The sequence below is a fragment of the Streptomyces sp. NPDC059582 genome, from assembly GCF_042735715.1.
Lineage (GTDB): Bacteria > Actinomycetota > Actinomycetes > Streptomycetales > Streptomycetaceae > Streptomyces.
In genome coordinates, this window is the sequence record NZ_JBHWCC010000024.1 from 86,871 (window position 1) to 107,314 (window position 20,444).

20 protein-coding genes and 1 riboswitch are annotated in these 20,444 nt (G+C 72.1%); of the genes, 9 read left to right on the plus strand and 11 right to left on the minus strand.

Translation table 11 applies throughout. The features are described from left to right. Window positions 1–103 precede the first annotated feature (103 nt). The gene (locus tag ACFV0T_RS21405) at window positions 104–1,561 is read left to right on the plus strand and encodes an aldehyde dehydrogenase (protein ID WP_385781292.1); all 1,458 of its coding nucleotides are present in this window, start codon (window positions 104–106) and stop codon (window positions 1,559–1,561) included. Between the two features lie 6 nt (window positions 1,562–1,567). Next, the gene (locus ACFV0T_RS21410) at window positions 1,568–1,801 is read left to right on the plus strand and encodes a ferredoxin (RefSeq protein WP_385781295.1); all 234 of its coding nucleotides are present in this window, start codon (window positions 1,568–1,570) and stop codon (window positions 1,799–1,801) included. 67 nt (window positions 1,802–1,868) lie between these two features. After that, a riboswitch (TPP riboswitch) is annotated at window positions 1,869–2,056 on the plus strand. A 118-nt stretch (window positions 2,057–2,174) separates the two neighbouring features. Here the strand turns inward: ACFV0T_RS21410 and ACFV0T_RS21415 are convergent. Continuing rightward, the gene (locus ACFV0T_RS21415) at window positions 2,175–2,816 is read right to left on the minus strand and encodes a TetR family transcriptional regulator (RefSeq protein WP_385781298.1); all 642 of its coding nucleotides are present in this window, start codon (window positions 2,814–2,816) and stop codon (window positions 2,175–2,177) included. A 209-nt stretch (window positions 2,817–3,025) separates the two neighbouring features. Here ACFV0T_RS21415 and ACFV0T_RS21420 point away from each other — a divergent pair, with 209 nt between their 5' ends. Genes ACFV0T_RS21420 through ACFV0T_RS21430 form a run of 3 tightly spaced genes read left to right on the plus strand, consistent with a single transcriptional unit; the run spans window position 3,026 to window position 6,263 of the window. After that, window positions 3,026–4,450 carry a glycosyltransferase family 4 protein gene (locus ACFV0T_RS21420; RefSeq protein ID WP_385781300.1) on the plus strand — a complete coding sequence of 475 codons (1,425 nt, stop codon included), beginning with the start codon at window positions 3,026–3,028 and terminating at the stop codon, window positions 4,448–4,450. Then, window positions 4,444–5,196, plus strand: coding sequence for a class I SAM-dependent methyltransferase (locus ACFV0T_RS21425; protein WP_385781303.1), 753 nt, complete (start codon window positions 4,444–4,446; stop codon window positions 5,194–5,196). The genes ACFV0T_RS21420 and ACFV0T_RS21425 overlap by 7 nt, the downstream gene beginning before the upstream one ends. Continuing rightward, a complete protein-coding gene (locus ACFV0T_RS21430; RefSeq protein ID WP_385781306.1) occupies window positions 5,193–6,263 on the plus strand; it encodes a prenyltransferase in 1,071 nt (356 codons plus the stop codon). The genes ACFV0T_RS21425 and ACFV0T_RS21430 overlap by 4 nt, the downstream gene beginning before the upstream one ends. Window positions 6,264–6,276: 13 nt before the next feature. Here ACFV0T_RS21430 and ACFV0T_RS21435 read toward each other — a convergent pair whose 3' ends face one another. Next, complete coding sequence (locus ACFV0T_RS21435; protein WP_385781309.1) at window positions 6,277–6,570, minus strand: hypothetical protein; 294 nt, start codon at window positions 6,568–6,570, stop codon at window positions 6,277–6,279. A 147-nt stretch (window positions 6,571–6,717) separates the two neighbouring features. Here ACFV0T_RS21435 and ACFV0T_RS21440 point away from each other — a divergent pair, with 147 nt between their 5' ends. Beyond that, window positions 6,718–7,269 carry a hypothetical protein gene (locus ACFV0T_RS21440; RefSeq protein ID WP_385781312.1) on the plus strand — a complete coding sequence of 184 codons (552 nt, stop codon included), beginning with the start codon at window positions 6,718–6,720 and terminating at the stop codon, window positions 7,267–7,269. A 27-nt stretch (window positions 7,270–7,296) separates the two neighbouring features. On the opposite strand, the gene ACFV0T_RS21445 is transcribed toward ACFV0T_RS21440, so the two are convergent. From ACFV0T_RS21445 to ACFV0T_RS21465, 5 genes are all read right to left on the minus strand, one after another. Then, entirely contained in the window at window positions 7,297–8,307 is a 1,011-nt protein-coding gene (locus ACFV0T_RS21445) for an LLM class F420-dependent oxidoreductase (protein ID WP_385781314.1), read from the minus strand. A 99-nt stretch (window positions 8,308–8,406) separates the two neighbouring features. Continuing rightward, window positions 8,407–9,252, minus strand: a complete 846-nt coding sequence (locus ACFV0T_RS21450) for a hypothetical protein (RefSeq protein ID WP_385781317.1) — start codon at window positions 9,250–9,252, stop codon at window positions 8,407–8,409. Window positions 9,253–9,411: 159 nt separating this feature from the next. Then, the gene (locus ACFV0T_RS21455) at window positions 9,412–10,365 is read right to left on the minus strand and encodes an N-acetylmuramoyl-L-alanine amidase (RefSeq protein ID WP_385781319.1); all 954 of its coding nucleotides are present in this window, start codon (window positions 10,363–10,365) and stop codon (window positions 9,412–9,414) included. Between the two features lie 449 nt (window positions 10,366–10,814). Beyond that, window positions 10,815–11,465, minus strand: a complete 651-nt coding sequence (locus ACFV0T_RS21460) for a class I SAM-dependent methyltransferase (protein WP_385781322.1) — start codon at window positions 11,463–11,465, stop codon at window positions 10,815–10,817. Window positions 11,466–11,595: 130 nt separating this feature from the next. Then, window positions 11,596–13,335: an MFS transporter gene (locus ACFV0T_RS21465; protein ID WP_385781325.1), complete on the minus strand. Its 1,740-nt coding sequence runs from the start codon at window positions 13,333–13,335 to the stop codon at window positions 11,596–11,598. A 314-nt stretch (window positions 13,336–13,649) separates the two neighbouring features. Between ACFV0T_RS21465 and ACFV0T_RS21470 the strand changes: the two genes are divergently transcribed. Genes ACFV0T_RS21470 through ACFV0T_RS21480 form a run of 3 tightly spaced genes read left to right on the plus strand, consistent with a single transcriptional unit; the run spans window position 13,650 to window position 16,711 of the window. Further along, window positions 13,650–15,275 carry an MFS transporter gene (locus ACFV0T_RS21470; protein ID WP_385781327.1) on the plus strand — a complete coding sequence of 542 codons (1,626 nt, stop codon included), beginning with the start codon at window positions 13,650–13,652 and terminating at the stop codon, window positions 15,273–15,275. 51 nt (window positions 15,276–15,326) lie between these two features. Further along, entirely contained in the window at window positions 15,327–15,866 is a 540-nt protein-coding gene (locus tag ACFV0T_RS21475; protein ID WP_385781330.1) for a SigE family RNA polymerase sigma factor, read from the plus strand. Beyond that, window positions 15,866–16,711 carry a hypothetical protein gene (locus tag ACFV0T_RS21480; RefSeq protein ID WP_385781333.1) on the plus strand — a complete coding sequence of 282 codons (846 nt, stop codon included), beginning with the start codon at window positions 15,866–15,868 and terminating at the stop codon, window positions 16,709–16,711. The genes ACFV0T_RS21475 and ACFV0T_RS21480 overlap by 1 nt, the downstream gene beginning before the upstream one ends. A gap of 48 nt (window positions 16,712–16,759) precedes the next feature. Here the strand turns inward: ACFV0T_RS21480 and ACFV0T_RS21485 are convergent, their stop codons facing one another. The 4 genes from ACFV0T_RS21485 to ACFV0T_RS21500 are packed head-to-tail and all read right to left on the minus strand — an operon-like array spanning window position 16,760 to window position 20,384. Further along, window positions 16,760–17,392: a response regulator gene (locus tag ACFV0T_RS21485; RefSeq protein ID WP_385781412.1), complete on the minus strand. Its 633-nt coding sequence runs from the start codon at window positions 17,390–17,392 to the stop codon at window positions 16,760–16,762. Between the two features lie 52 nt (window positions 17,393–17,444). Then, window positions 17,445–18,749, minus strand: coding sequence for a sensor histidine kinase (locus ACFV0T_RS21490; RefSeq protein WP_385781335.1), 1,305 nt, complete (start codon window positions 18,747–18,749; stop codon window positions 17,445–17,447). Between the two features lie 16 nt (window positions 18,750–18,765). Beyond that, window positions 18,766–19,482: an ABC transporter permease gene (locus tag ACFV0T_RS21495; RefSeq protein ID WP_385781337.1), complete on the minus strand. Its 717-nt coding sequence runs from the start codon at window positions 19,480–19,482 to the stop codon at window positions 18,766–18,768. Continuing rightward, entirely contained in the window at window positions 19,479–20,384 is a 906-nt protein-coding gene (locus tag ACFV0T_RS21500) for an ABC transporter ATP-binding protein (RefSeq protein WP_385781339.1), read from the minus strand. The genes ACFV0T_RS21495 and ACFV0T_RS21500 overlap by 4 nt, the downstream gene beginning before the upstream one ends. Between the last annotated feature and the right edge of the window lie 60 nt (window positions 20,385–20,444).

The window sequence follows — 20,444 nt, forward strand, 5'->3', positions numbered from 1 at the left end:
ACCGACGCGGTGGACGTCCTGCCCGTGGACTCCTCGGAGCGGAGCTGCTATCAGTTCCGTATCTGATGGATCGTCAGAGCAGGCTCCCGGGGAGGCAGTCGCCATGACCGAGCTCGTGGAACACGGACAGCTGTTCATCGGCGGGGAGTTGACCGACCCCCTGGGCAAGGAGGTCATCGAGGTGATCTCGCCGCACACGGAGGAGGTCGTCGGGCGGGTGCCGCACGCCTCGACGGCGGACGTGGACCGGGCCGTCGCCGTCGCCCGGAAGGCGTTCGACGAGGGGCCCTGGCCCCGGATGACGCTCGACGAGCGGCTGGCGGTGGTCACCAGGATCAAGGACGCGATCGCCGTACGGCACGAGGAGATCGCCCGCGTCATCTCCGCCGAGAACGGATCACCGTACTCCTGGAGCGTCCTGGCGCAGGCGCTCGGCGCGATGATGGTGTGGGACGCGGCGATCACCGTCGCGCGCGGCTTCGTCCACGAGGAGCGCCGTGACGGCGTCCTCGGGAGGATCCTGGTACGGCGCGAGCCCGTCGGGGTCGTCGCGGCCGTGGTCCCGTGGAACGTCCCGCAGTTCGTCGCCGCCGCCAAGCTCGCCCCCGCGCTGCTCACCGGCTGCACGGTGGTGCTCAAGCCGTCGCCGGAGTCGCCGCTCGACGCGTATCTCCTCGGCGAGATCGCCCGCGAGGCCGGGCTGCCGGAGGGCGTGCTGTCGATCCTGCCCGCGGACCGTGAGGTCAGCGAGTACCTGGTGGGGCACCCCGGGATCGACAAGGTGTCCTTCACCGGGTCGGTCGCGGCCGGCCGGCGGGTGATGGAGGTGGCGTCGCGCAACCTCACCCGGGTCACGCTGGAGCTGGGCGGCAAGTCGGCGGCGGTGGTGCTGCCCGACGCGGACCTCGCGACGGCCGTCCCCGGCATCGTCTCGGCGGCCTGGATGAACAACGGGCAGGCCTGTGTGGCCCAGACCCGCATCCTCGTACCGCGCTCGCGCTACGACGAGTTCGCGGACGCCTTCGCGGCGGCGGCGAGCGCGCTGGTCGTGGGCGATCCGCTGGACCCGGCGACACAGGTCGGCCCGCTGGTGGCGCAGCGCCAGCAGCGGCGCAGCCTCGACTACATCCGGATCGGCCAGGAGGAGGGCGCGAAGATCCTCACGGGCGGCGGCCGTCCGCCTGGCCTGGAGCGCGGCTGGTACGTCGAGCCGACCCTCTTCGGCGATGTGGACAACTCGATGCGCGTCGCCCGCGAGGAGATCTTCGGCCCGGTGATCTGTCTGCTGCCCTACGGCGACGAGGCGGAGGCCGTGAAGATCGCGAACGACTCCGAGTACGGCCTGAGCGGCAGCGTGTGGACGGCCGACGTCGAGCGCGGCATCGAGGTCGCGCGCCGGGTCCGTACGGGCACGTACTCCGTCAACACCTTCAGCCTCGACATGCTCGGCCCGTTCGGCGGCTACAAGAACTCCGGTCTGGGGCGGGAGTTCGGGCCCGAGGGGTACGGCGAGTTCCTGGAACACAAGATGATCCATCTCCCGGCCGGCTGGGAGGCGTGAGGCGGCATGGGTGACCGCTGGCACGTCGAGGTCGACCGCGCCCTGTGTATCGGCTCCTCCCAGTGCCTCCACCACGCCCCGGCCGGCTTCCGGCTCGACACCGGGCGCCAGTCCCACCCCGTCGAGCCCGACACGGACGCGAACGAGCGGGTGCTGGCGGCGGCGGAGGGGTGCCCGGTGGAGGCCATCCTGATCACGCTGCTGGAGAGCGGGGAGCCGGTGTTCCCGCCGGAGGAATGAGGCAAAAGAAAATTTCGATTTGGGGTGTTATATCCAGCTCGGGAGGTTCTATCCTGGTAGTGGCCTACGAGGCGAGTGAGGGAGTTCGACCGGAGTAGCCGACTTGGGCGTGACGCCGAGGCATCTGTCAAGGCATCCGCCGAGGCCGACGTCGACGGTCGGGCTGAGAGGCCGGAAGGTAGCAGTCGGACCGGAAGGCGACCTCCACCACCTGATCCGGACCATGCCGGCGAAGGGAACCCGTCTCGTAGGTTTTCCGCTGCCCGGGCCGTGCCCCGCGCGGACCCAGTCTCCGCCGCCGCGTGGTGCTGACCCGCGCGGATCCCTTTGTCGCCGCCCCCGGTCCTGCCCTGCGCTCGGTCCCGCTCCGCCCCTACGGGGTCTCCTCGGGGGACGTGAGGTCGATCAGCCGGCACACCGTCTCGATGTCGATCTTGACCTGGGCGATGGAGGCGCGGCCCGACAGCCAGGTGATGAGGGCCGAGTGCCAGGTGTGCTCGATGACGCGGACCGCCGAGAGCTGCTCGGGGCTCGGGTGCTCCAGCCCCATGGCGTCCAGGATGATCACCGTGGTCTGGCGGGAGACCTGGTCCACCTCGGGGGAGACGCTGCGGTCCGCGAAGGTCAGGGCGCGCACCATCGCGTCCGCCAGGTGCGGCTCGCGCTGGAGGGCGCGGAACGCGCGCATCAGGGTCTCCGCGACCCGCTCGGCGGCCGTGTCGCCCGTCGGCGGCTTCTTGCGCAGCGTGCCGTGCATGTGCTCCAACTGGTCCTGCATGGTGGCGACCAGCAGATGCACCTTGGACGGGAAATAGCGGTACAGGGTGCCCAGCGCCACCTGCGAGGATTCCGCGACCTCGCGCATCTGCACCGCGTCGAACCCGCCCCGGCTGGCCAGCTGGGCACTCGCGTGCAGGATGCGGCGCCGGCGCGCCTCCTGCCGCTCCGTGAGCGGCGCGAGGGCCGGTCTGTCGGCGCTGGCTTCCACCTTGATCACCTTGGCTTCCGCAGGCATGGATCCTGTTCCGTGACAGTCGGTGAGGGCGAGTGATCAGACAGCATGGCAGAGCCGTCCGCCGTGGCGTGAATCACCTGATCCACTGCTCACAGCTCCCCTACCTGCCGGTAGATTCAGAGCCTCCCGAACGATCAAGTCTGAAACTTGTTCTAGATTAGCGTCCCGGCGTAATCTCGCGGGACAGTGCACGCAGAAGGGGGCCCAGAGTGACCGCTGAGGCCAGTCAGGCGGGTCCTCAGGAGGATCTCGCCGCGGACGGCGAGCGACCGCTCGACATCGCGCTCCTCACCTACAAGGGAAACCCGTTCTGCGGCGGCCAGGGCGTCTACGTCCGCCATCTCTCCCGCGAGCTGGCCCGCCTCGGCCATCGCGTCGAGGTCATCGGCGCCCAGCCGTATCCCGTCCTCGACGAGGGCGACGGCCCGGCCTACGACCGTCTGAGCCTCACCGAGCTGCCCAGCCTCGACCTCTACCGCCAGCCCGACCCGTTCCGCACCCCCGGCCGCGGCGAGTACCGCGACTGGGTCGACGCGCTCGAGGTCGCCACCATGTGGACCGGCGGCTTCCCGGAACCGCTGACGTTCTCCCTGCGCGCCCGCCGCCATCTGCGCGCCCGGCGCGGCGAGTTCGACGTCGTGCACGACAACCAGACGCTGGGCTACGGGCTGTTGGGTGACGTCGGCGCGCCCCTCGTCACCACCATCCACCATCCGATCACCGTGGACCGTCAGTTGGAGCTGGACGCGGCCGACGGCTGGCAGCGCCGCTTCTCCGTACGCCGCTGGTACGGCTTCACCCGGATGCAGAAGCGCGTGGCGCGCCGGCTGCCGTCCGTGCTCACCGTCTCCGGCACCTCGCGCCAGGAGATCGTCGACCACATGGGTGTCCGTCAGGACCGCGTCCACGTCGTCCACATCGGCGCCGACACCGACCTGTTCTCCCCTGACCCGTCGGTGCCGCAGGTCCCGGGCCGCATCGTGACCACGTCCAGCGCGGACGTGCCGCTGAAGGGCCTGGTCCACCTCGTCGAGGCACTGGCGAAGGTACGCACCGAGCACCCCGACGCGCACCTGGTCGTCGTCGGCAAGCGCGCCGAGGACGGGCCGGTCGCCCAGCTCATCGAGCGGTACGGCCTCGAAGGCGCCGTCGACTTCGTCAAGGGCATCTCCGACGCGGAACTCGTCGACCTGGTCCGCTCGGCGCAGGTCGCCTGCGTGCCGTCCCTCTACGAGGGCTTCTCCCTCCCGGCCGCCGAGGCCATGGCCACCGGCACACCGCTGGTCGCCACCACCGGCGGGGCCATCCCCGAGGTGGCCGGACGCGACGGCGAGACCTGCCTGGCGGTACCGCCGGGCGACGCGGGGGCGCTGGCCGGCGCGCTGAGCCGGCTGCTCGGCGACCCGGAGCTGCGGGCGCGGCTCGGCCACGCCGGACGCGAACGCGTACTGGCCCGCTTCACCTGGGCCCGCGCCGCCGAGGGCACGGTCGCCCACTACCGGGAGGCCATCGCCCGCCCCGACGCCCGGCTCCGCGCCGGCGGGGGCACCCCCACCGCGGCCTCACCAGGGTCCGGCCCCACGACCTCGACCAGCGTTACCGGCGTCTACCCCGAAAGCAGGGCCACGTGCTGACCGTCGACTTCTCCCGGTTCCCGCTCGCCCCGGGCGACCGAGTCCTGGACCTCGGCTGCGGAGCGGGCCGGCACGCCTTCGAGTGCTACCGGCGCGGCGCGCAGGTGGTGGCCCTGGACCAGAACGGCGACGAGATCCGCGAGGTCGCGAAGTGGTTCGCGGCGATGAAGGAGGCGGGCGAGGCCCCGGCCGGCGCCACCGCGACGGCCATGGAGGGCGACGCGCTCGCCCTGCCCTTCCCCGACGAGTCCTTCGACGTCGTGATCATCTCCGAGGTCATGGAGCACATCCCGGACGACAAGGGTGTCCTCGCGGAGATGGTCCGCGTACTCAAGCCCGGCGGACGCATCGCGATCACGGTCCCGCGCTACGGCCCCGAGAAGGTCTGCTGGACCCTGTCCGACGCCTACCACGAGGTCGAGGGCGGCCACATCCGCATCTACAAGGCGGACGAACTCCTCGCGAAGATCCGGGAAGCCGGCCTGCGCCCGTACGGCACCCACCACGCCCACGCGCTGCACTCGCCGTACTGGTGGCTGAAGTGCGCGTTCGGCGTCGACAACGACAAGGTGCTGCCGGTGCGGGCGTACCACAAGCTCCTGGTCTGGGACATCATGAAGAAGCCGCTGGCCACCCGGGTCGCCGAGCAGGCGCTGAACCCGCTGATCGGCAAGAGCTTCGTGGCGTACGCGACCAAGCCGCACCTGCCCCGTGTCGCCGGCTCGTCCGAGGCGGACGCCCTGTGACCACCCCCCGGACAGAACACCTCGTCCTGCCCGGGGTCCTCACCGCCGAGCAGGCCGCCGCGACCGTCCGCGGCATCCTCGACGTGCAGCGGGAGGACGGCGCGATCCCGTGGTTCCGGGGCCACCACCTCGACCCGTGGGACCACACCGAGGCCGCGATGGCGCTGGACGCGGCGGGCGAGCACGAGGCCGCCGACCGGGCGTACACCTGGCTGGCCAGGCACCAGAACGCCGACGGCTCCTGGTACGCGGCCTACGCCGACGGCGCCTTCGACGAGGTCACCGACCGGGCCCGGGAGACGAACTTCGTCGCCTACATCGCCGTCGGCGTCTGGCACCACTACCTCGCCACCGGCGACGACACCTTCCTGGAGCGGATGTGGCCGGCGGTCGTCGCGGCCGTCGAGTTCGTCCTCGGGCTCCAGCAGCCCGGCGGGCAGATCGGCTGGCGGCGCGCGGACGACGGCACGGACACCACGGACGCGCTGCTGACCGGCAGCTCCTCGATCCACCACGCGCTGCGCTGCGCGCTCGCCATCGCCGAGCAGCGTGAAGAGCCGCAGCCGGACTGGGAGTTGGCGGCGGGAGCGCTCCGGCACGCCATCCGGCGCCACCCGGAGCGGTTCCTCGACAAGGACCGCTACTCGATGGACTGGTACTACCCGGTCCTCGGCGGCGCCCTGACCGGAGCCGAGGCCAAGTCCCGTATCGAGGAGGCCTGGGACCGCTTCGTCGTCCCCGGTCTCGGGGTGCGCTGCGTGGTCCCCAACCCGTGGGTGACGGGCGGCGAGTCGGCCGAACTCGCCCTCGCGCTCTGGGCGATGGGCGAGTCCGACCGGGCGCTGGAGATCCTCCAGTCCATCCAGCACCTGCGCGACGCGGACAGCGGGCTGTACTGGACGGGCTACGTCTTCGACGACGAGACCCTCTGGCCGCGGGAACTGACCACCTGGACGGCTGGTTCACTGCTGCTGGCCGTGGCCGCGCTCGGCGGCCACGAGGCCACCTGCGCGGTCTTCGGCGGCGAGTTCCTGCCCAGTGGGCTGGACCCGGACTGCTGCGGTTAGGCCGCGCCCGTCGTCAGTGGCGGTGGGCGCGGTTGGCGATGGCGTGGCCGATGAACAGGTAGACCACGGCGGCCAGGCCGTAACCGGCGACGACACGGGCCCAGGCCTCGTCGAACGTGAACAGGTCACGCGACCAGCCCGCGAGCCAGTTGGCCGCGTGATGGACGAACTGCACCAGGTCGTTGCCCCGGTTGGCGTCCAACAGGTACATGATGATCCACAGTCCGAGGATGACGGCCATGATGTCGGCGACCACCGCTATGACCGTTCCTGCGGAGTTGGACCCCGTGCGATATCGAGTGGACATGTCTACCGTCTGGCCCCGGATCCCTGATTGAAACCTGGAGAAACCCGGAGTGCCCAGGGGGCGCCCGGGCTCGCCGTCCCCCAAGTGGCGTAGTCGACGTCACGGGGTGAACCTGCTGGGAGAACCTCCTCACGTTGGGAGAACTCCGTGCCAGTGCCGATACGCCGCCTCGCCGTGGCGCTCACCCTCTGCTGTGCCCTCCTCGCAGGTGCCACCGCCTGCGGCACCGGGAACTCCGTGCAGAACACGGCGGCCGTCGCGGCGGCCAGCCCCAGCGCGACCGTCGAGCGGCAGAAACTCGCCAAGACCCGTTTCGTGGCGAACGCGAGCCTCGCGGCCGGCGCCACCTACCAGTGGATCGTCAAACCATGGAAGGCAGGCAAGTTCAAGAAGGGCACCAAGGGCAGGAGACTCGCCCTGGTGAAGGCGGGCGTCGCGGGCGCGTTCGCGTACAACCGGCTCAAGGCCGCGCTGCGCAACGCCCAGGGCGACCCCACGCTCGCGAAGGCCGTGGCCCCGCTCGGCGCGGGCGTCGAAGCGCTCAAGAGCCTGTCGTCCAAGCTGCGCAAGGGCGACTCGACCGACGCCGTCGTGGGTTCCTTCGACGACATCATCAACCAGGTCAAGTCCGCCGGCCAGAGCGCGGGCGCCGATGTGAAGAACAAGGTACCCTCCGCCGGCCAGCTGGCCGGCGGCTGAGCGGCGCCGCACAGACCCCCGCGCGTCCTAGGAGTTGAGTTCGGCCAGGACGCGCAGGGTGTGCGGATCCCGCACCAGCGCCAGCAGGTCCGTGACCGGACCCTTCCGCCACGACTCCAGCCGCTCGGCGATCCGGCCGCGCGGTCCCACCAGGGAGATCTCGTCGGCGAAGGCGTCCGGTACGGCCATGACCGCCTCCTCGCGCCGCCCGGACAGGAACAGCTCCTGGATCCGCCGCGCCTCCTCCTCGTAACCCATGCGCGCCATGAGATCCGCGTGGAAGTTGCGGGCCGCGTGGCCCATCCCGCCGATGTAGAAGCCGAGCATGGCCTTGACGGGGAGCAGCCCCTCGCCGACGTCGTCGCAGACCCGCACCTGGGCCAGTGGTGCGACGAGGAAGCCCTCGGGCAGGTCGGCGACCGCGGACCCGTACGCCTCCGGCCGGTTCGGCGCCCAGTACAGCGGCAGCCAGCCGTCCGCGATCCGGGCCGTCTGCGCCACGTTCTTCGGCCCCTCGGCACCGAGCAGGATCGGCAGGTCACGGCGGAGGGGATGAGTGATCGGCTTCAGCGGCTTCCCGAGGCCGGTGCCGTCCGGACCCCGGTACGGATGGGAGTGGAAGCGGCCGTCCAGCTCCACCGGCGCCTCGCGCCGCAGCACTTGCCGTACGACGTCCACGTACTCCCGGGTGGCGGTCAGCGGTGACTTCGGGAACGGGCGGCCGTACCAGCCCTCGACGACCTGCGGGCCGGACAGACCGAGGCCGAGCAGCACGCGTCCGCCGGAGAGGTGGTCCAGGGTCAGCGCCTGCATCGCGGTCGTCGTCGGCGGCCGGGCCGCCATCTGCGCGACCGCCGTCCCCAGCCTGATCCTGGAGGTCTGCGCGGCGATCCAGGTCAGCGGGGTGAAGGCGTCCGAGCCCCAGGACTCCGCCGTCCACACGGAGTCGTAGCCGAGCCGCTCCGCCTCCTGGGCCAGCGGCACGTGGTCCGCGCCGGGGCCGCGCCCCCAGTAGCCGAGTGCGAGACCGAGCCGCATGCCGCCTCCAGTCGCCTGATGGGGTGTCAGTCAGGGGCTGCGACTGTACGACAACGGCCCCCCGCCCGGAAGGGCGAGGGGCCGCTCACGACAGCCACGTCAGCCGCGCTGGATCCCGGAGGTGTCCCGCAGCACGCCACGACGGCCGTCCTGCGTCTGCGCGATCAGCGCCGCGCCGTTCTGCTCGACCGCCAGGTACCAGGTGCCCGGGGCGAGTTCGGCGATCGGCGTCGGTGAACCGTCCTCCGCGAACAGCGGACGCGGCACCGGCACGGCGAACCAGAACGGGGAGAAGTCCCCGGCCGACGGAGCCGGCGGCTGCGCCGAGGCCGGGGCGGGAGCGGGGGCCGGAGTCTGGGCCTGGGGCTGCGGCGGCTGGCCGCCGTACGAGGGCTGACCGCCGCCGTACTGCGGCTGCGGCGCGCCCGGGTAGCCGTAACCGCCGGGCGGCTGGGCGCCGTAGGGCTGCGGGGTCTGGGGCTTGGGGGCCGGGACGAGCGGGGCCTGGAGGGCGGGGACCATCGGGGTGGCGACGGCCGCCCCGGCCAGGACCAGCGTCGCGATCAGGGCCAGGACCAGTCCGGTGCCGGCGCTGACTCCGCTGGAGTCGTTGCCGACGTTGTCGTAGCCACCGGCCGGGTCGAAGACGTTGCCGAGCGCGGCCCACACGGCGAACACCGCGAAGGCGACGCCGAACTGGCCGAGGTCGAGACCGACGACCTTCGGCGGTTGCGGCAGACCCCGGGAGACGACGATGAGCGCGGCGCCGATGATCCCCGCCAGCACAACCCCGAGGACGACCCCTCCACTGCCCCACAGGCTCGGGAGGTCGTAGCTGCCGGGGATCCCGTCGATCGAGTACAGATCGAAGAACGACGCGATGAACAGCAATACCGCTGCTCCGATCACCACGCCGTCGCCTCGAGTGAGGGAGCGGATATTCACTTCAGGTCCTTCGTCAGTCGTCACATCGTCGGTAGAGGCGTCGCTGTACACCATGTCGCCGTCAGGCGCTGGTGTGAAGCGCGGGGGTGGCCCCTCATCGTAAGAACGACATTATCGTCCGTACGATCGGGCTGTCCGCCTGGTGCGGCGCCCTGATGACTACCCGCGCAGGAAACTCACGATTCCCTCAGAGACGCCCTGAGCTGCTTTCTGCCGCCAGGCGCCGCTGGTCAGCAGCGCCGCGTCCTTGGTATCGCGCATGTTGCCGCATTCGATGAACACCTTGGGAACCGTTGACAGATTGAGACCGCCGAGGTCCTCGCGCGTGACGAGACCGGTGCCGTCGCCGATGTAGTTGGAGGGCGCGCTGCCCGTGACCCGGACGAAGGCGCCCGCGACGCGCTCGCCGAGGTCGCGCGAAGGGCCGACGATCGCGCGGGTGTCGGCGGCCCCGGCGTGCACGGACGCCGGGAGGATCACATGGAAACCGCGGTTGCCGACCGCCGAACCGTCCGCGTGGAGGGAGACGACGGCATCGGCGTGTGCGGCGTTACCGATCCGGGCCCGCTCGTCCACGCACGGCCCGTACGGACGGTCGCCGTCCTGCGTCAGTTTCACCGTGGCGCCCTGCGACTGGAGGAGCGTGCGCAGGCGATGGGCGACGTCGAGCGTGAACTTGGCCTCCGCGTAACCGGAGTTGGTGGCCGTCCCGGTGGTGTCGCACTCCTTGCTGTTCGTTCCGATGTCCACCTTGCGGTTGATCTCGGCGGTGTGCAGGTGGTTGGTCGGGTTGTGGCCCGGGTCGATGACGACGACCTTGCCCTCGAGCGGGCCGGACGCCGTGGTGGCCGACGCCGGCGGGGGCTTCTTCCCGTCGGAGCCGTCGGAGCCGTCGGAGCCGTCGGAGCCGTCGGGGGAGGAGGGGCCGCCCGCCGGCGTCCCCACCGCGGCGGTGTCCGCGCCGCCCGAGTCCCCAGGACCGCCGCTCGCCGCGTACACCCCCCAGCCGAGCAGTGTCCCCGGCACCAGCGCGGCGAGCACCACGACCAGCGGGCGGCGCAGCGGGGAGCGGCGGGGCTGTGCGGGTTCGAACTCCGGGCCTTGATACGACACGACAGTCACCCTAACCGCCTCGTCCCCGGCGCCCGGGCCGGCGGTGCCGGACGCGCGCGGGACGGCGCGGAAAACGGGGTGCCCGCGCGACGGCGTCCGGATAGCGTGGTGGTCGTTCAGGTGCGCAGGTTGCGGCTACTTCTCCTCTTCAGAGAGCAACGCGGGTTCGAATCCCGCCGCCGGCCCAGGCCGGTGTCGTCCAGTGGCCCAGGACACTACGTCGCCGCCGCCGACTCGGATCTCTGAACACCAGGACACGAGCCGTCCGCCATGGGAGACCTGGCGGACGGCTGTGTCGTGTGCACGAACCGCTTCGGCCCGTAGCCTCGCAGCCTTCTTCGGCCCGCGGACCGGCACCCCGCCCATCTTCGGCCCACAGGCGCGCAGCCTTCTTCGGCCCGCCGGCCCGCCGGCCCGCCGGCCCGCAGGCCGCTTCGGCCCGCGGGTCCTCAGATCCCCGGGCCCGTGCGGCGCAGGACCCGGAGGGAGTCCGTCGCCGAGATCTCGGTGAACGCGCCCGACTCCAGCGCCCGGAGGTACACGCGGTACGGGGCCTGGCCGGTGAACTCGTCGGCCGGGTCAGGGAAGACGTCGTGGATGAGCAGCAGACCGCCCTCGGCGACCTGGGGTGCCCAGCCCTCGTAGTCGGCGCCGGCGTGTTCGTCGGTGTGGCCGCCGTCGATGAAGACGAGACCCAGGGGCGACTTCCAGAAGGCCGCGATCTGCGGGGAACGGCCGACCACCGCCACCACGTGGTCCTCCAGACCGGCCCGGTGCAGGGTGCGCCGGAAGGTGGGCAACGTGTCCATCAGGCCGATCTCGGGGTCGACCGTCTCCGGGTCGTGGTAGTCCCAGCCCGGCTGCTGCTCCTCGCTGCCGCGGTGGTGGTCGACCGTGATCGCGGTGACCCCCCTCGCGCGGGCCGCGTCGGCGAGCAGCACCGTGGAGCGGCCGCAGTAGGTGCCGACCTCCAGCAGCGGCAGCCCGAGCTTCCCCGCCTCGACGGCGGCCGCGTACAGCGCGAGCCCCTCGTGCACGGGCATGAACCCCTTCGCGGCCTCGAACGCGGCCAGGGTCTCGGGCTTGGGTGCTGCGGGCATGGGGGGCCTCTTCGGTCGTACGGGTGGCTCCGGGCGCGGAGGACGCTCATGCTGCCGCACCCCCCGGCGCCGGAGCGACGGGGGGTGCGGGGGAAGGGGCGGAAGGGGACGGGGCGACAGGTGTCGCGGGTCAGGCCGGGACGGTCTCGCCCGGCAGGGAGAGGTCCAGGTCCACCGGGCGGTCCTCGCCGGGGTGGGTCGCCGCCGAGGCGAGCGGGGCGTGGCCCGCGGCCCTGGCGGCGAGGACGTAGGGGCCCTGGGCGGGCACGGCGAGGGCGTAGCTGCCGTCCTCCGCGGAGAGGGTGGCGCCGGCCTGGCGGCCCCGGCGGTCGATCAGCGTGACCTTGGCGCGGGGCACGGGAGCGCCGTCGGCGCCCAGGACGCGTCCGCGGAAGCTCCGCAGCACCTCCTCGGCGCGCTCCAGGTTGGCGTCCTCCTCGCTGCTCGCGCGCAGCTGCGACACGGCCGACGCGCGCTGCCCGGGCAGGAAGAGGGCCAGCAGGAGGCCGACGGCGACGGCTGCGGTCGCGATCAGGAAGGAGACGTGGAAGCCGTGCAGGGTCGGGATCGCCTTACCGCCGACGTTGTTCGCCGTGTTGGCCAGCACCATGCCGATGACGGCGCTGGAGACCGACGTGCCGATGGAGCGCATCAGCGTGTTCAGACCATTGGCCGCGCCCGTCTCCGAGGCCGGGACCGCGCCGACGATCAGCGCGGGCAGGGAGGAGTAGGCGAGGCCGATACCGGCGCCCAGGATCACGGACGTGACGATGGTCTGCCAGGCCGCGTCCATCAGGCCGAGGCCGCCGCCGTAGCCGAGGGCGATGATCAGCATGCCGAGGATGAGGGTGGTCTTCGGGCCGTAGCGGGCCGAGAGGCGGGCGTAGACCGGCGCCGTGAACATCATCGTCAGGCCCAGCGGGGCCACGCACAGACCCGCGACGACCATCGACTGGCCGAGGCCGTAGCCGGTGGCGGTGGGCAGCTGGAGCAACTGGGGCAGGACGAGGGAGACGACGTAGAAGCTGACACCGACCATGATCGAGGCGAGGTTCGTCAGGAGCACCTCACGGCGGGCGGTGGTACGCAGGTCCACGAGGGGGGCCTTGACGCGCAGCTCCATCACGCCCCACAGGAGCAGGACCACGATCGCGGCGGCGAACAGGCCGAGCGTGGTGCCGGACGTCCAGCCCCAGTCGCTGCCCTTGGTGACCGGCAGCAGGAGCAGGACGAGGCCGGTGGACAGGCCGATCGCGCCCGGCAGGTCGAAGGTGCCCGCGGCGCGGGCCGGGGATTCGGGCACGACGAAGAGGGTGAGGGCGATGGCGAGCACGCCCAGTCCGGCGGCGCCGTAGAAGAGGGCGTGCCAGTTCGCGTGCTGGGCGACGAGGGCCGCGGCGGGCAGCGCGAGACCGCCGCCGACGCCGATCGAGGAGCTCATCAGGGCCATCGCCGAGCCGAGCTTCTCGCGGGGCAGCATGTCGCGCATCAGGCCGATGCCGAGCGGGATGGCGCCCATCGCGAAGCCCTGGAGCGAACGACCCACGATCATCGTGATGAGATCGCTGGTGAGCGCGCTGATCAGCGCGCCCACCACCATCACGGCCAGGCTGAGGATGAGCATGCGCCGCTTGCCGTTGAGGTCGCCGAGGCGGCCCATGATCGGCGTGGCCACGGCTCCCGAGAGCAGCGTCGAGGTCAGGACCCAGGTGGCGTTGCTGGGCGCGGTGCCCAGCAGCTGCGGCAGATCCTTGATCACCGGGACGAGCAGGGTCTGCATCACCGCGACAACGATGCCCGCGAAGGCGAGGACCGGGACGACGGCCCCGCCCGCTCTCCGGGTGGGCTGGTCGGTCGTCGTGTGCGTCATTGAGTGAGGCCTCCAGGCCGGAAGAACGTCGAGAGAGTGATCCGTGCGGGGATCGCGGTAGAGGACCCGCGCGGGCATACGTGCACGGAAAACCCGTGTGCCGGGGCAACTATTCCGATGCTTTGGGTTACTAACGAAATCTTGACCTTCTCTTGGGGAAGCGCCCGGCCGTCCCCTGGCCCCTAGCCCCTAGCCCCTGGCCCCTAGCCCCTGGCTCCTCGCTCCTGGCGCCTGGCGCCTGGCCCCTGGTCCTCGTGGCCTAGGTCGCGTCTCGGCCGAAATCCCGATGCAAGGGGTGCGGGCCGGTTGAGACCATGACACCCATGCCGGAAGCCGCTGACACCACCCGTCCCTTCAGTCTCTCTCACCGCTCTCGCCTCCTCCACCTCTCTCATCTCGCTCGTCTCGCTCGTCACCCTCGACTCCCTCGTCGCACCGAGTCCTCCACCGGGCTGGTGGTGGCGCTCGCCTGCGCCGGACAGTTCCTCGTCGTGCTCGACGTGTCCGTCGTCAACGTCGCGCTCCCGTCGATGCGCGCCGATCTCGGGCTGAGCTCCTCGGGACTGCAATGGGTGGTGAACGCGTACGCCATCGCCTTCGCCGGGTTCATGCTGCTCGGCGGCCGGGCCGGCGACCTCTACGGGCGCAAGCGGATGTTCCTGACGGGGCTCGCCCTGTTCACGCTGGCCTCGCTGGGCGGCGGGCTGGCCCAGGACGACTGGCAGTTGCTGCTCGCGCGGGCCGTGCAGGGACTGGGCGCGGCGGTCCTCGCGCCGTCGACGCTGACCATCCTGACCGCCGCGGTCCCCGAGGGCGCCGCGCGGGCGCGGGCCATAGCGACCTGGACGGCGGTCGGCGCGGGCGGCGGAGCCGCGGGCGGTCTGGTCGGCGGGGTGCTGGTGGACGTGCTGTCGTGGCGCTGGGTGCTGCTGATCAACGTGCCGGTCGGCGCGCTCGTCCTGCTCGGCGCCCTGCGGTGGCTGACGGAGAGCCGGGCCGGGGACGGGCGGCGGCTGGACCTGCCGGGCGCGCTGCTGGTGACGGCCGGGCTCGCCACGCTCGCCTACGGCATCTCGCAGACCGAGGCGGAGGGATGGACGGCGGCGGCCACGCTGGTGCCGCTGGCCGTCGGGCTCGCGCTGATCGGGCTCTTCCTCGCCGTCGAGGCGCGTACGGCGGCCCCCCTGATGCCGCTCGGGCTGCTGCGGCTGCGCTCGGTGGCGTCCGCGAACGCGGGGATGTTCATCAGCGGCTCCGGGATGTTCTGCATGTGGTTCTTCATGACGCTGTACGCGCAGAACGTGCTCCGCTACACCCCGCTGGAGGCCGGTCTCGCGCTGGTGCCGAGCTCCCTCGCCGTCGTCCTCGGCTCCAAGCTCGCGCCGCGGCTGATGCGGACCGCCGGGCCGCGGACGGTGGCGGTGCTGGGCACGCTGGTGGCCGCGTCGGGCTTCGGCTGGCAGTCGACGATGACCGCGGACGGCGGGTACCTCACGACGATCATGCTGCCGGGGATCCTGATGATGCTGGGCGCGGGCCTGGCCGCGACACCGCTGGCCGCGCTGGCCACCTCGGGGGCGGCGCCGGGAGAGGCCGGGCTGGTGTCCGGCCTGGTCAACACCTCCCGCACGATGGGCGGTTCGCTGGGACTCGCGATCATGTCCACGCTCGCGGCGGCCCGCACGGGAGGCAGCGCGACACCACAGGCACTGACCGAGGGGTACGCACTGGTGTTCCGCACATCCACGGCGGTGCTGCTGGCGGGCGCGGCACTGATGCTGCTGTGGCTGCCGCGACGGCCCGCGGCGGCTCTGGCGACAGCCGTGCCCTCGGAGAATGGCGTGGGTCCAGGGGTCACTGGGGGTTCCGGGGTTTCAGAGGCTTCCGGGAGTGCCAAGGGATCCGGGGGTGCGAGGAGTTCCGGGAAATCCGCGGAGTGAGGCAACGGTCCGGGCGGCCCATGGACTCCTTTGTACATCTAGGAGGTGCCCATGGGGGAGCGCAAGTCGGCCCGGGACGAGGAGTTCCAGGCCTTTGTCATCGGCCGCTGGCCGCGGCTGATGCGTACGGCATTCCTGCTCACGGGGGAGCAGCACGCCGCGGAGGACCTGGTCCAGTCGACGCTGGAGAAGACCTTCGTGGCCTGGCGCAGAGTCGGCTCGGCCGACGACCCGGAGGCGTATGTCCGGCGCGTGATGATCAACGCGCATGCGCGCCGACACCGCAGGAAACTGCGGGAGTTCCTGGCGCCGAAGGACGACACGGGTCTCGCGCACGAGGTGGCGGACACCGGTGACCGCATCTCCCAGGCGGACGACCGCAACGCCCTGCTGAAGGCGCTGGCCCAGCTGCCCCCGCGGCAGCGGGAGGCGGTCGTGCTGCGGTACTGGGAGGACCTGACCGAGAGCCAGGCGGCCGAGGCGATGGGCTGTTCGGTCGGCGCGGTGAAGAGCAACGCGGCCAAGGGGATCGCGAAACTCCGTGCCGTACCGGGGCTCGCCGAGACGCTGACCTGCGGAGGGCGGAAGTGATGAGCGCGGACCGGGAGACGAACCACGACATGGCACACGACGACATCGCCCTCCTGCTGGCCGAAGCCGCGGACGGGGTCGAGATCGGTATAGCCCCCACGGACGCGGTCGTGCGCGGCGGCCGACGCCGACGGGCCCGCCGCTGGGCGGTCGCGACGGCCACCGCTCTGGTGATCGTCGGCACGACCGGGACACTGGCGCCGGCCGGGATGCCCGGCGGGAGCGGGGACGGGGCGGATCCGGCCGTGACGGCGCCGTCGGAGACCGGGACGGCGGGCGTGTTCGCGCCGCACCGGACGCTGCTGGCGCACGGCACCGAGCAGGGCAAGCCGTGGAAGGTCTTCGTCGACGTGTGGACGGCACCGCGCGACGAGTCGGAAGCGCAGGCGGAGGTGTCGGCGATGGCCGAGTACGCGGAGATGCCGGTGGACGTGAGTGTGGCCTCCGACCTGGTCGGCAGGACCTCCTACTTCGCGTACCGGGGCTTCGGGGACAAAACCGGCCGCGATGCCTCCTGGATCATGCACAGGACGGTCGACGCGCAGGACGCGCAGACGGGCACCGACCTGGAGAGTGGTGCCCTCGCGCTGGACCCCGCTTCCGACGGACCGCAGCGCCTGGTCGTCGGTCATGTCGCCAGGACCGCCCGGCAGGTCACCTGCACCTGGAAGGACGGGACGACGACCGTGCTCGGCAGGGACTCGACCGGCGGCGGTGAGACGCCCGACGACGCGGTCGCGGCCGACGAGTTCGCGATCCGGCCGGCCGAGGGCTCCCTGGACGACTGGTTCGTGTGCCTGGCCCCGAAGGGCACGTCCTTCAAGTCGGCGGAGGTGACGAAGTAGGGGATCCTCAAGACGACTTGGCGCAGTCGTAGGTGGTGTACGGGCGGGTCACAGCCATCCCTGGCGGCGAGCCTCCCGCATCGCCTCCATCCGGTTGCGGGTGCCGGTCTTGCCGATGGCGGCGGAGAGGTAGTTGCGCACGGTGGACTCGGAGAGGTGCAGCCGGACGGCGATGTCGGCGACGGTCGCGCCGTCCGCGGAGGCGTTGAGCGCGTCGCACTCGCGGGCGGTCAGCGGGTTGGGCCCCGCGCTCAACGCGGCCGCGGCGAGCGCCGGGTCGATCACCGTCTCCCCGGTCAGCACCCGCCGGACGGCGACGGCCAGTTCCTCCACCGGCCCGTCCTTGACGAGGAAGCCCGCGGCTCCCGCCTCCATGGCCCGCCGCAGATACCCGGGCCGCCCGAAGGTGGTCAGGATCAGCACCCGGCAGTCTGGCGCCTCGTCGCGCAGCTCGGCGGCGGCGTCCAGGCCGCTGCGGCCCGGCAGTTCGATGTCGAGGAGCGCGACGTCCGGCCGGTGCAGGAGCACCGCGTCCACGATCTGGTCCCCGGCGGACACCTGTGCCACGACCTCGATGTCCGCCTCCATCCCCAGCAGCAGGGCCAGCGCCCCGCGCATCATTCCCTGGTCCTCCGCGAGCAGAACCCTGATGGACTTCGCGGGCCGATGGTCCCGGGGCATCTCGTTCACGGGGCAAGGGTAGGCCGTAGGGCCCGCCCGGGCGCGCGTCCGCTCACGCGCCCGTGCGTCCCGCCGTGAGTTCGTCCGGTTCCGCCGCGTCCACCGGGAGTTCCGCCCGGACCACGAACCCGCACCGTGGTCCGGGGCCGGCCGCCAGGGAGCCGCCCGCCGTCGCGAGGCGTTCCGTCAGGCCCTTGAGGCCGGTGCCCCCGATCCCGGGCGCCGGGCCGGTCGCCGGATCGGAGGCCGAACCCGGTGTCGGTCCCGTTCCGTCGTCGGTGACCGTCAACCGGACCCGGTCCTCGCCGCCGGAGACGGCTATCTCGCAGTGGGTGGCGCCGCTGTGCCGGACGACGTTCGTGACCGCCTCCCGCACCACCCACCCGAGCAGCGCCTCGGCCTGGGACACCAGGGGCGGCCCCGACTGCCGTACCGACGGCTCGATGCCCGCCGCGGTCAGGGCGGACCGGGCCCGGTCCAGTTCGGTGGCCAGGCTGCCGTCGCGGTAGCCGGTGACCGCCTCGCGGATCTCCGTCAGCGCCTGACGGCCGACGGACTCGATGTCCGCGATCTGGGCCAGCGAGGCCGCCATGTCCCGGGGCGCCAGCCGCCGCGCCGCCTCCGACTTCACCACGATCACCGACAGCGTGTGTCCGAGCAGGTCGTGCAGGTCGCGGGAGAAACGCAGCCGCTCCTTCTCCACCGCGCGCCGGGCCAGTTCCTCGCGGGCGGCACGCAGTTCCCGAACAGCCTCGGAGAGAGACAGGATCGCGGCGGTCACCATCGTCGAGATCCAGGTGGCGTAGGCGATGTTGAGCCCGCTCCAGCCGTCGCGGGCGCAGGAGACCACGCCCGCGAGCACCGCCACCGCCGTACCGACGGACCGCAGGTGCGTCAGACGCAGCGCCGCACCCGTCGCAAGGCCCAGCAGCGGGAAGAACAGCAGCCAGTTGCCGCCGTAGCCGATGGCGAGTCCGCAGGTCACCACGGCCATCAGGCCGAGCGCCGCCCGGGTCGACACCGCCTCCCGCACCTCCTTGTGGAAGGCGCGGAACACCACGTAGATGTACAGGGAGTTGAAGGTGAACAGGCCTATTCCGCCGATCCACGGGTTGGGTGTCCGGCCCTGGAAGAGGTTGGAGAACGCGCCCATCCCCATCAGCAGCCACGGCAGCAGGCTGAAGCCGGTCGGCGGCGGCCCCGGGTGCTCCGGTGCCTTCCCGGCCTTCCGCGCGGCGCGGTACTCGGCCGTCAGCCGTCTACTGGTCCGCCGGTGGTGCCGCTGCCGCTCCCGCGCCTGCCCGGCCGCCGTCCGCAGCGCGTCGAGCCGGTTCCCGGCCCGGTGAAGCAAGGACATCACTCTGTTCCCCCGTTCAGACGGTCCGCCCGGACCGTCGGTACGACAGCACAGCGTACGAACCGAACACCACGAGCCAGGCCGCCAGTACGAACAGCGCACCGGGCGGGGGAGCGTGGCCGTCGGCGACGGACGTGCCGAGCTGGGCGAAGCGGTTGGTCGGGGTCCAGGCGGACAGGGCGCGCAGCCAGCCGGGGAACAGGGCGACGGGGAACCACAGGCCGCCGACCACCGCGAAGCCCAGGTTGCACACCATGTTCGCCACGCCTGTCGTCTGTCCGGTCAGCCGGTAGCCGTTGCCGAGACCGAGCAGGGTGAAGGGGATCGAACCCAGCCACAGCAGCACCGCGAGCGCCACCCACTGCCAGGCCGCCAGCCGTACCCCGTTGACCAGGCCGCCCGCCGCGAGCACCGCGACGATCGCCGGGAGCACGGTGACCGAGCCGGTCAGCGTCCGCCCGGTGACGACCTCGCGCGGGGTCATCGGGGTCACCCTCAGCTGCCGCAGCCAGCCGATCGCCCGGTCCTCGGCGACCCCGCCGCCGGTGTTGAGGGCGGAGCCGACCGCGCCGTACGCGGCCAGGCCGACCATCGAGGCCGTCCGCCAGCCGCCGTCCTGGGCACCGAGGTTGGTGAAGAGCAGGTACATCATCACCGGCATCGCGACCCCGCCGATCACGAAGCCGGGGTCGCGCAGGGTGCGCCGCACCTCCAGCCGCAAGTAGTCCCTCATCGCACCTTCTCCGTCGCTCGTGACGTCAGGGCCAGGAACGCGTCGTCCAGCGACGCCGGGACGACCTCCAGACCGCGTACCGCACCCAGTTCCGCCAGCGCGACCACCGTCGCGTCGGAGTCTTCGCAGCGCAGCAGCGCCCGTTGCCCGCGCACCTCCACCGAACGCACCCCGGGCAGCAGGGACAGCCCGTCGGCGGCGCGGCCGGCCAGGTCGAAGGAGACCAGGTTGCCGCCGGCCTCCCGTCTGAGCTGCTCGCCCGTGCCGTCCGCGACGATCCGTCCGCGGTCGACGACGAGGATCCGGTCGGCGTACGCGTCGGCCTCCTCCAGGTAGTGGGTGGAGAACATGACGGTGTGGCCGCGGCGGGCCTGCCCGCGCATCGAGTCCCAGAAGGCGTGCCGCGCCTCCACGTCCAGCGCCGCGGTCGGCTCGTCGAGGACGATCAGCGCGGGGTTCCCGGCGAGCGCCACCGCGAACCGCACCCGCTGGACCTGGCCGCCGGAGAGCCGGTCCACCCGCCGCCCGGCCAGCTCCGCCACCCCGGCCAGCTCCAGGGCGCGCGCGACGGGCAGCGGCGCCGGGTAGCGGCCGGCCACGAAGGAGACCAACTCGCGGACCGTGACCCGGGGGACGGCCCGTGCCTCCTGGAGCATCGCGCCCACCCGCCCCGCGCGCACGGCCGACTCCGGAGGGCCGCCGAACAGTTCCACCGTGCCCGCGTCGGGCTCGTACAGGCCGAGCAGCAGCGCGATCGTCGTGGACTTCCCGGCGCCGTTGCGGCCCAGCAGCGCGACCGTCTCGCCGCGCGCGATCTCCAGATCGAGGCCGTCGACGGCGCGTACGGCGCCGAAGGACTTGACCGCCCCCGTGCAGGACACGGCCGACTGTGTCTGTGTCATGCCGTCGACGCTACGGACCGGGGCCTCCGCCGGGCAGATGCGGTTGTACGGACTCGGGCA

Coding starts and splice junctions, on each gene's coding strand:
- ACFV0T_RS21405 (WP_385781292.1), top strand. CDS start 104: ATGACCGAGCTCGTGGAACACGGACAGCTGTTCATCGGCGGGGAGTTG.
- ACFV0T_RS21410 (WP_385781295.1), top strand. CDS start 1,568: ATGGGTGACCGCTGGCACGTCGAGGTCGACCGCGCCCTGTGTATCGGC.
- ACFV0T_RS21415 (WP_385781298.1), bottom strand. CDS start 2,816: ATGCCTGCGGAAGCCAAGGTGATCAAGGTGGAAGCCAGCGCCGACAGA.
- ACFV0T_RS21435 (WP_385781309.1), bottom strand. CDS start 6,570: ATGTCCACTCGATATCGCACGGGGTCCAACTCCGCAGGAACGGTCATA.
- ACFV0T_RS21445 (WP_385781314.1), bottom strand. CDS start 8,307: ATGCGGCTCGGTCTCGCACTCGGCTACTGGGGGCGCGGCCCCGGCGCG.
- ACFV0T_RS21460 (WP_385781322.1), bottom strand. CDS start 11,465: ATGCCCGCAGCACCCAAGCCCGAGACCCTGGCCGCGTTCGAGGCCGCG.
- ACFV0T_RS21465 (WP_385781325.1), bottom strand. CDS start 13,335: ATGACGCACACGACGACCGACCAGCCCACCCGGAGAGCGGGCGGGGCC.
- ACFV0T_RS21470 (WP_385781327.1), top strand. CDS start 13,650: ATGACACCCATGCCGGAAGCCGCTGACACCACCCGTCCCTTCAGTCTC.
- ACFV0T_RS21475 (WP_385781330.1), top strand. CDS start 15,327: ATGGGGGAGCGCAAGTCGGCCCGGGACGAGGAGTTCCAGGCCTTTGTC.
- ACFV0T_RS21480 (WP_385781333.1), top strand. CDS start 15,866: ATGAGCGCGGACCGGGAGACGAACCACGACATGGCACACGACGACATC.
- ACFV0T_RS21485 (WP_385781412.1), bottom strand. CDS start 17,392: ATGCCCCGGGACCATCGGCCCGCGAAGTCCATCAGGGTTCTGCTCGCG.
- ACFV0T_RS21490 (WP_385781335.1), bottom strand. CDS start 18,749: ATGTCCTTGCTTCACCGGGCCGGGAACCGGCTCGACGCGCTGCGGACG.
- ACFV0T_RS21495 (WP_385781337.1), bottom strand. CDS start 19,482: ATGAGGGACTACTTGCGGCTGGAGGTGCGGCGCACCCTGCGCGACCCC.
- ACFV0T_RS21500 (WP_385781339.1), bottom strand. CDS start 20,384: ATGACACAGACACAGTCGGCCGTGTCCTGCACGGGGGCGGTCAAGTCC.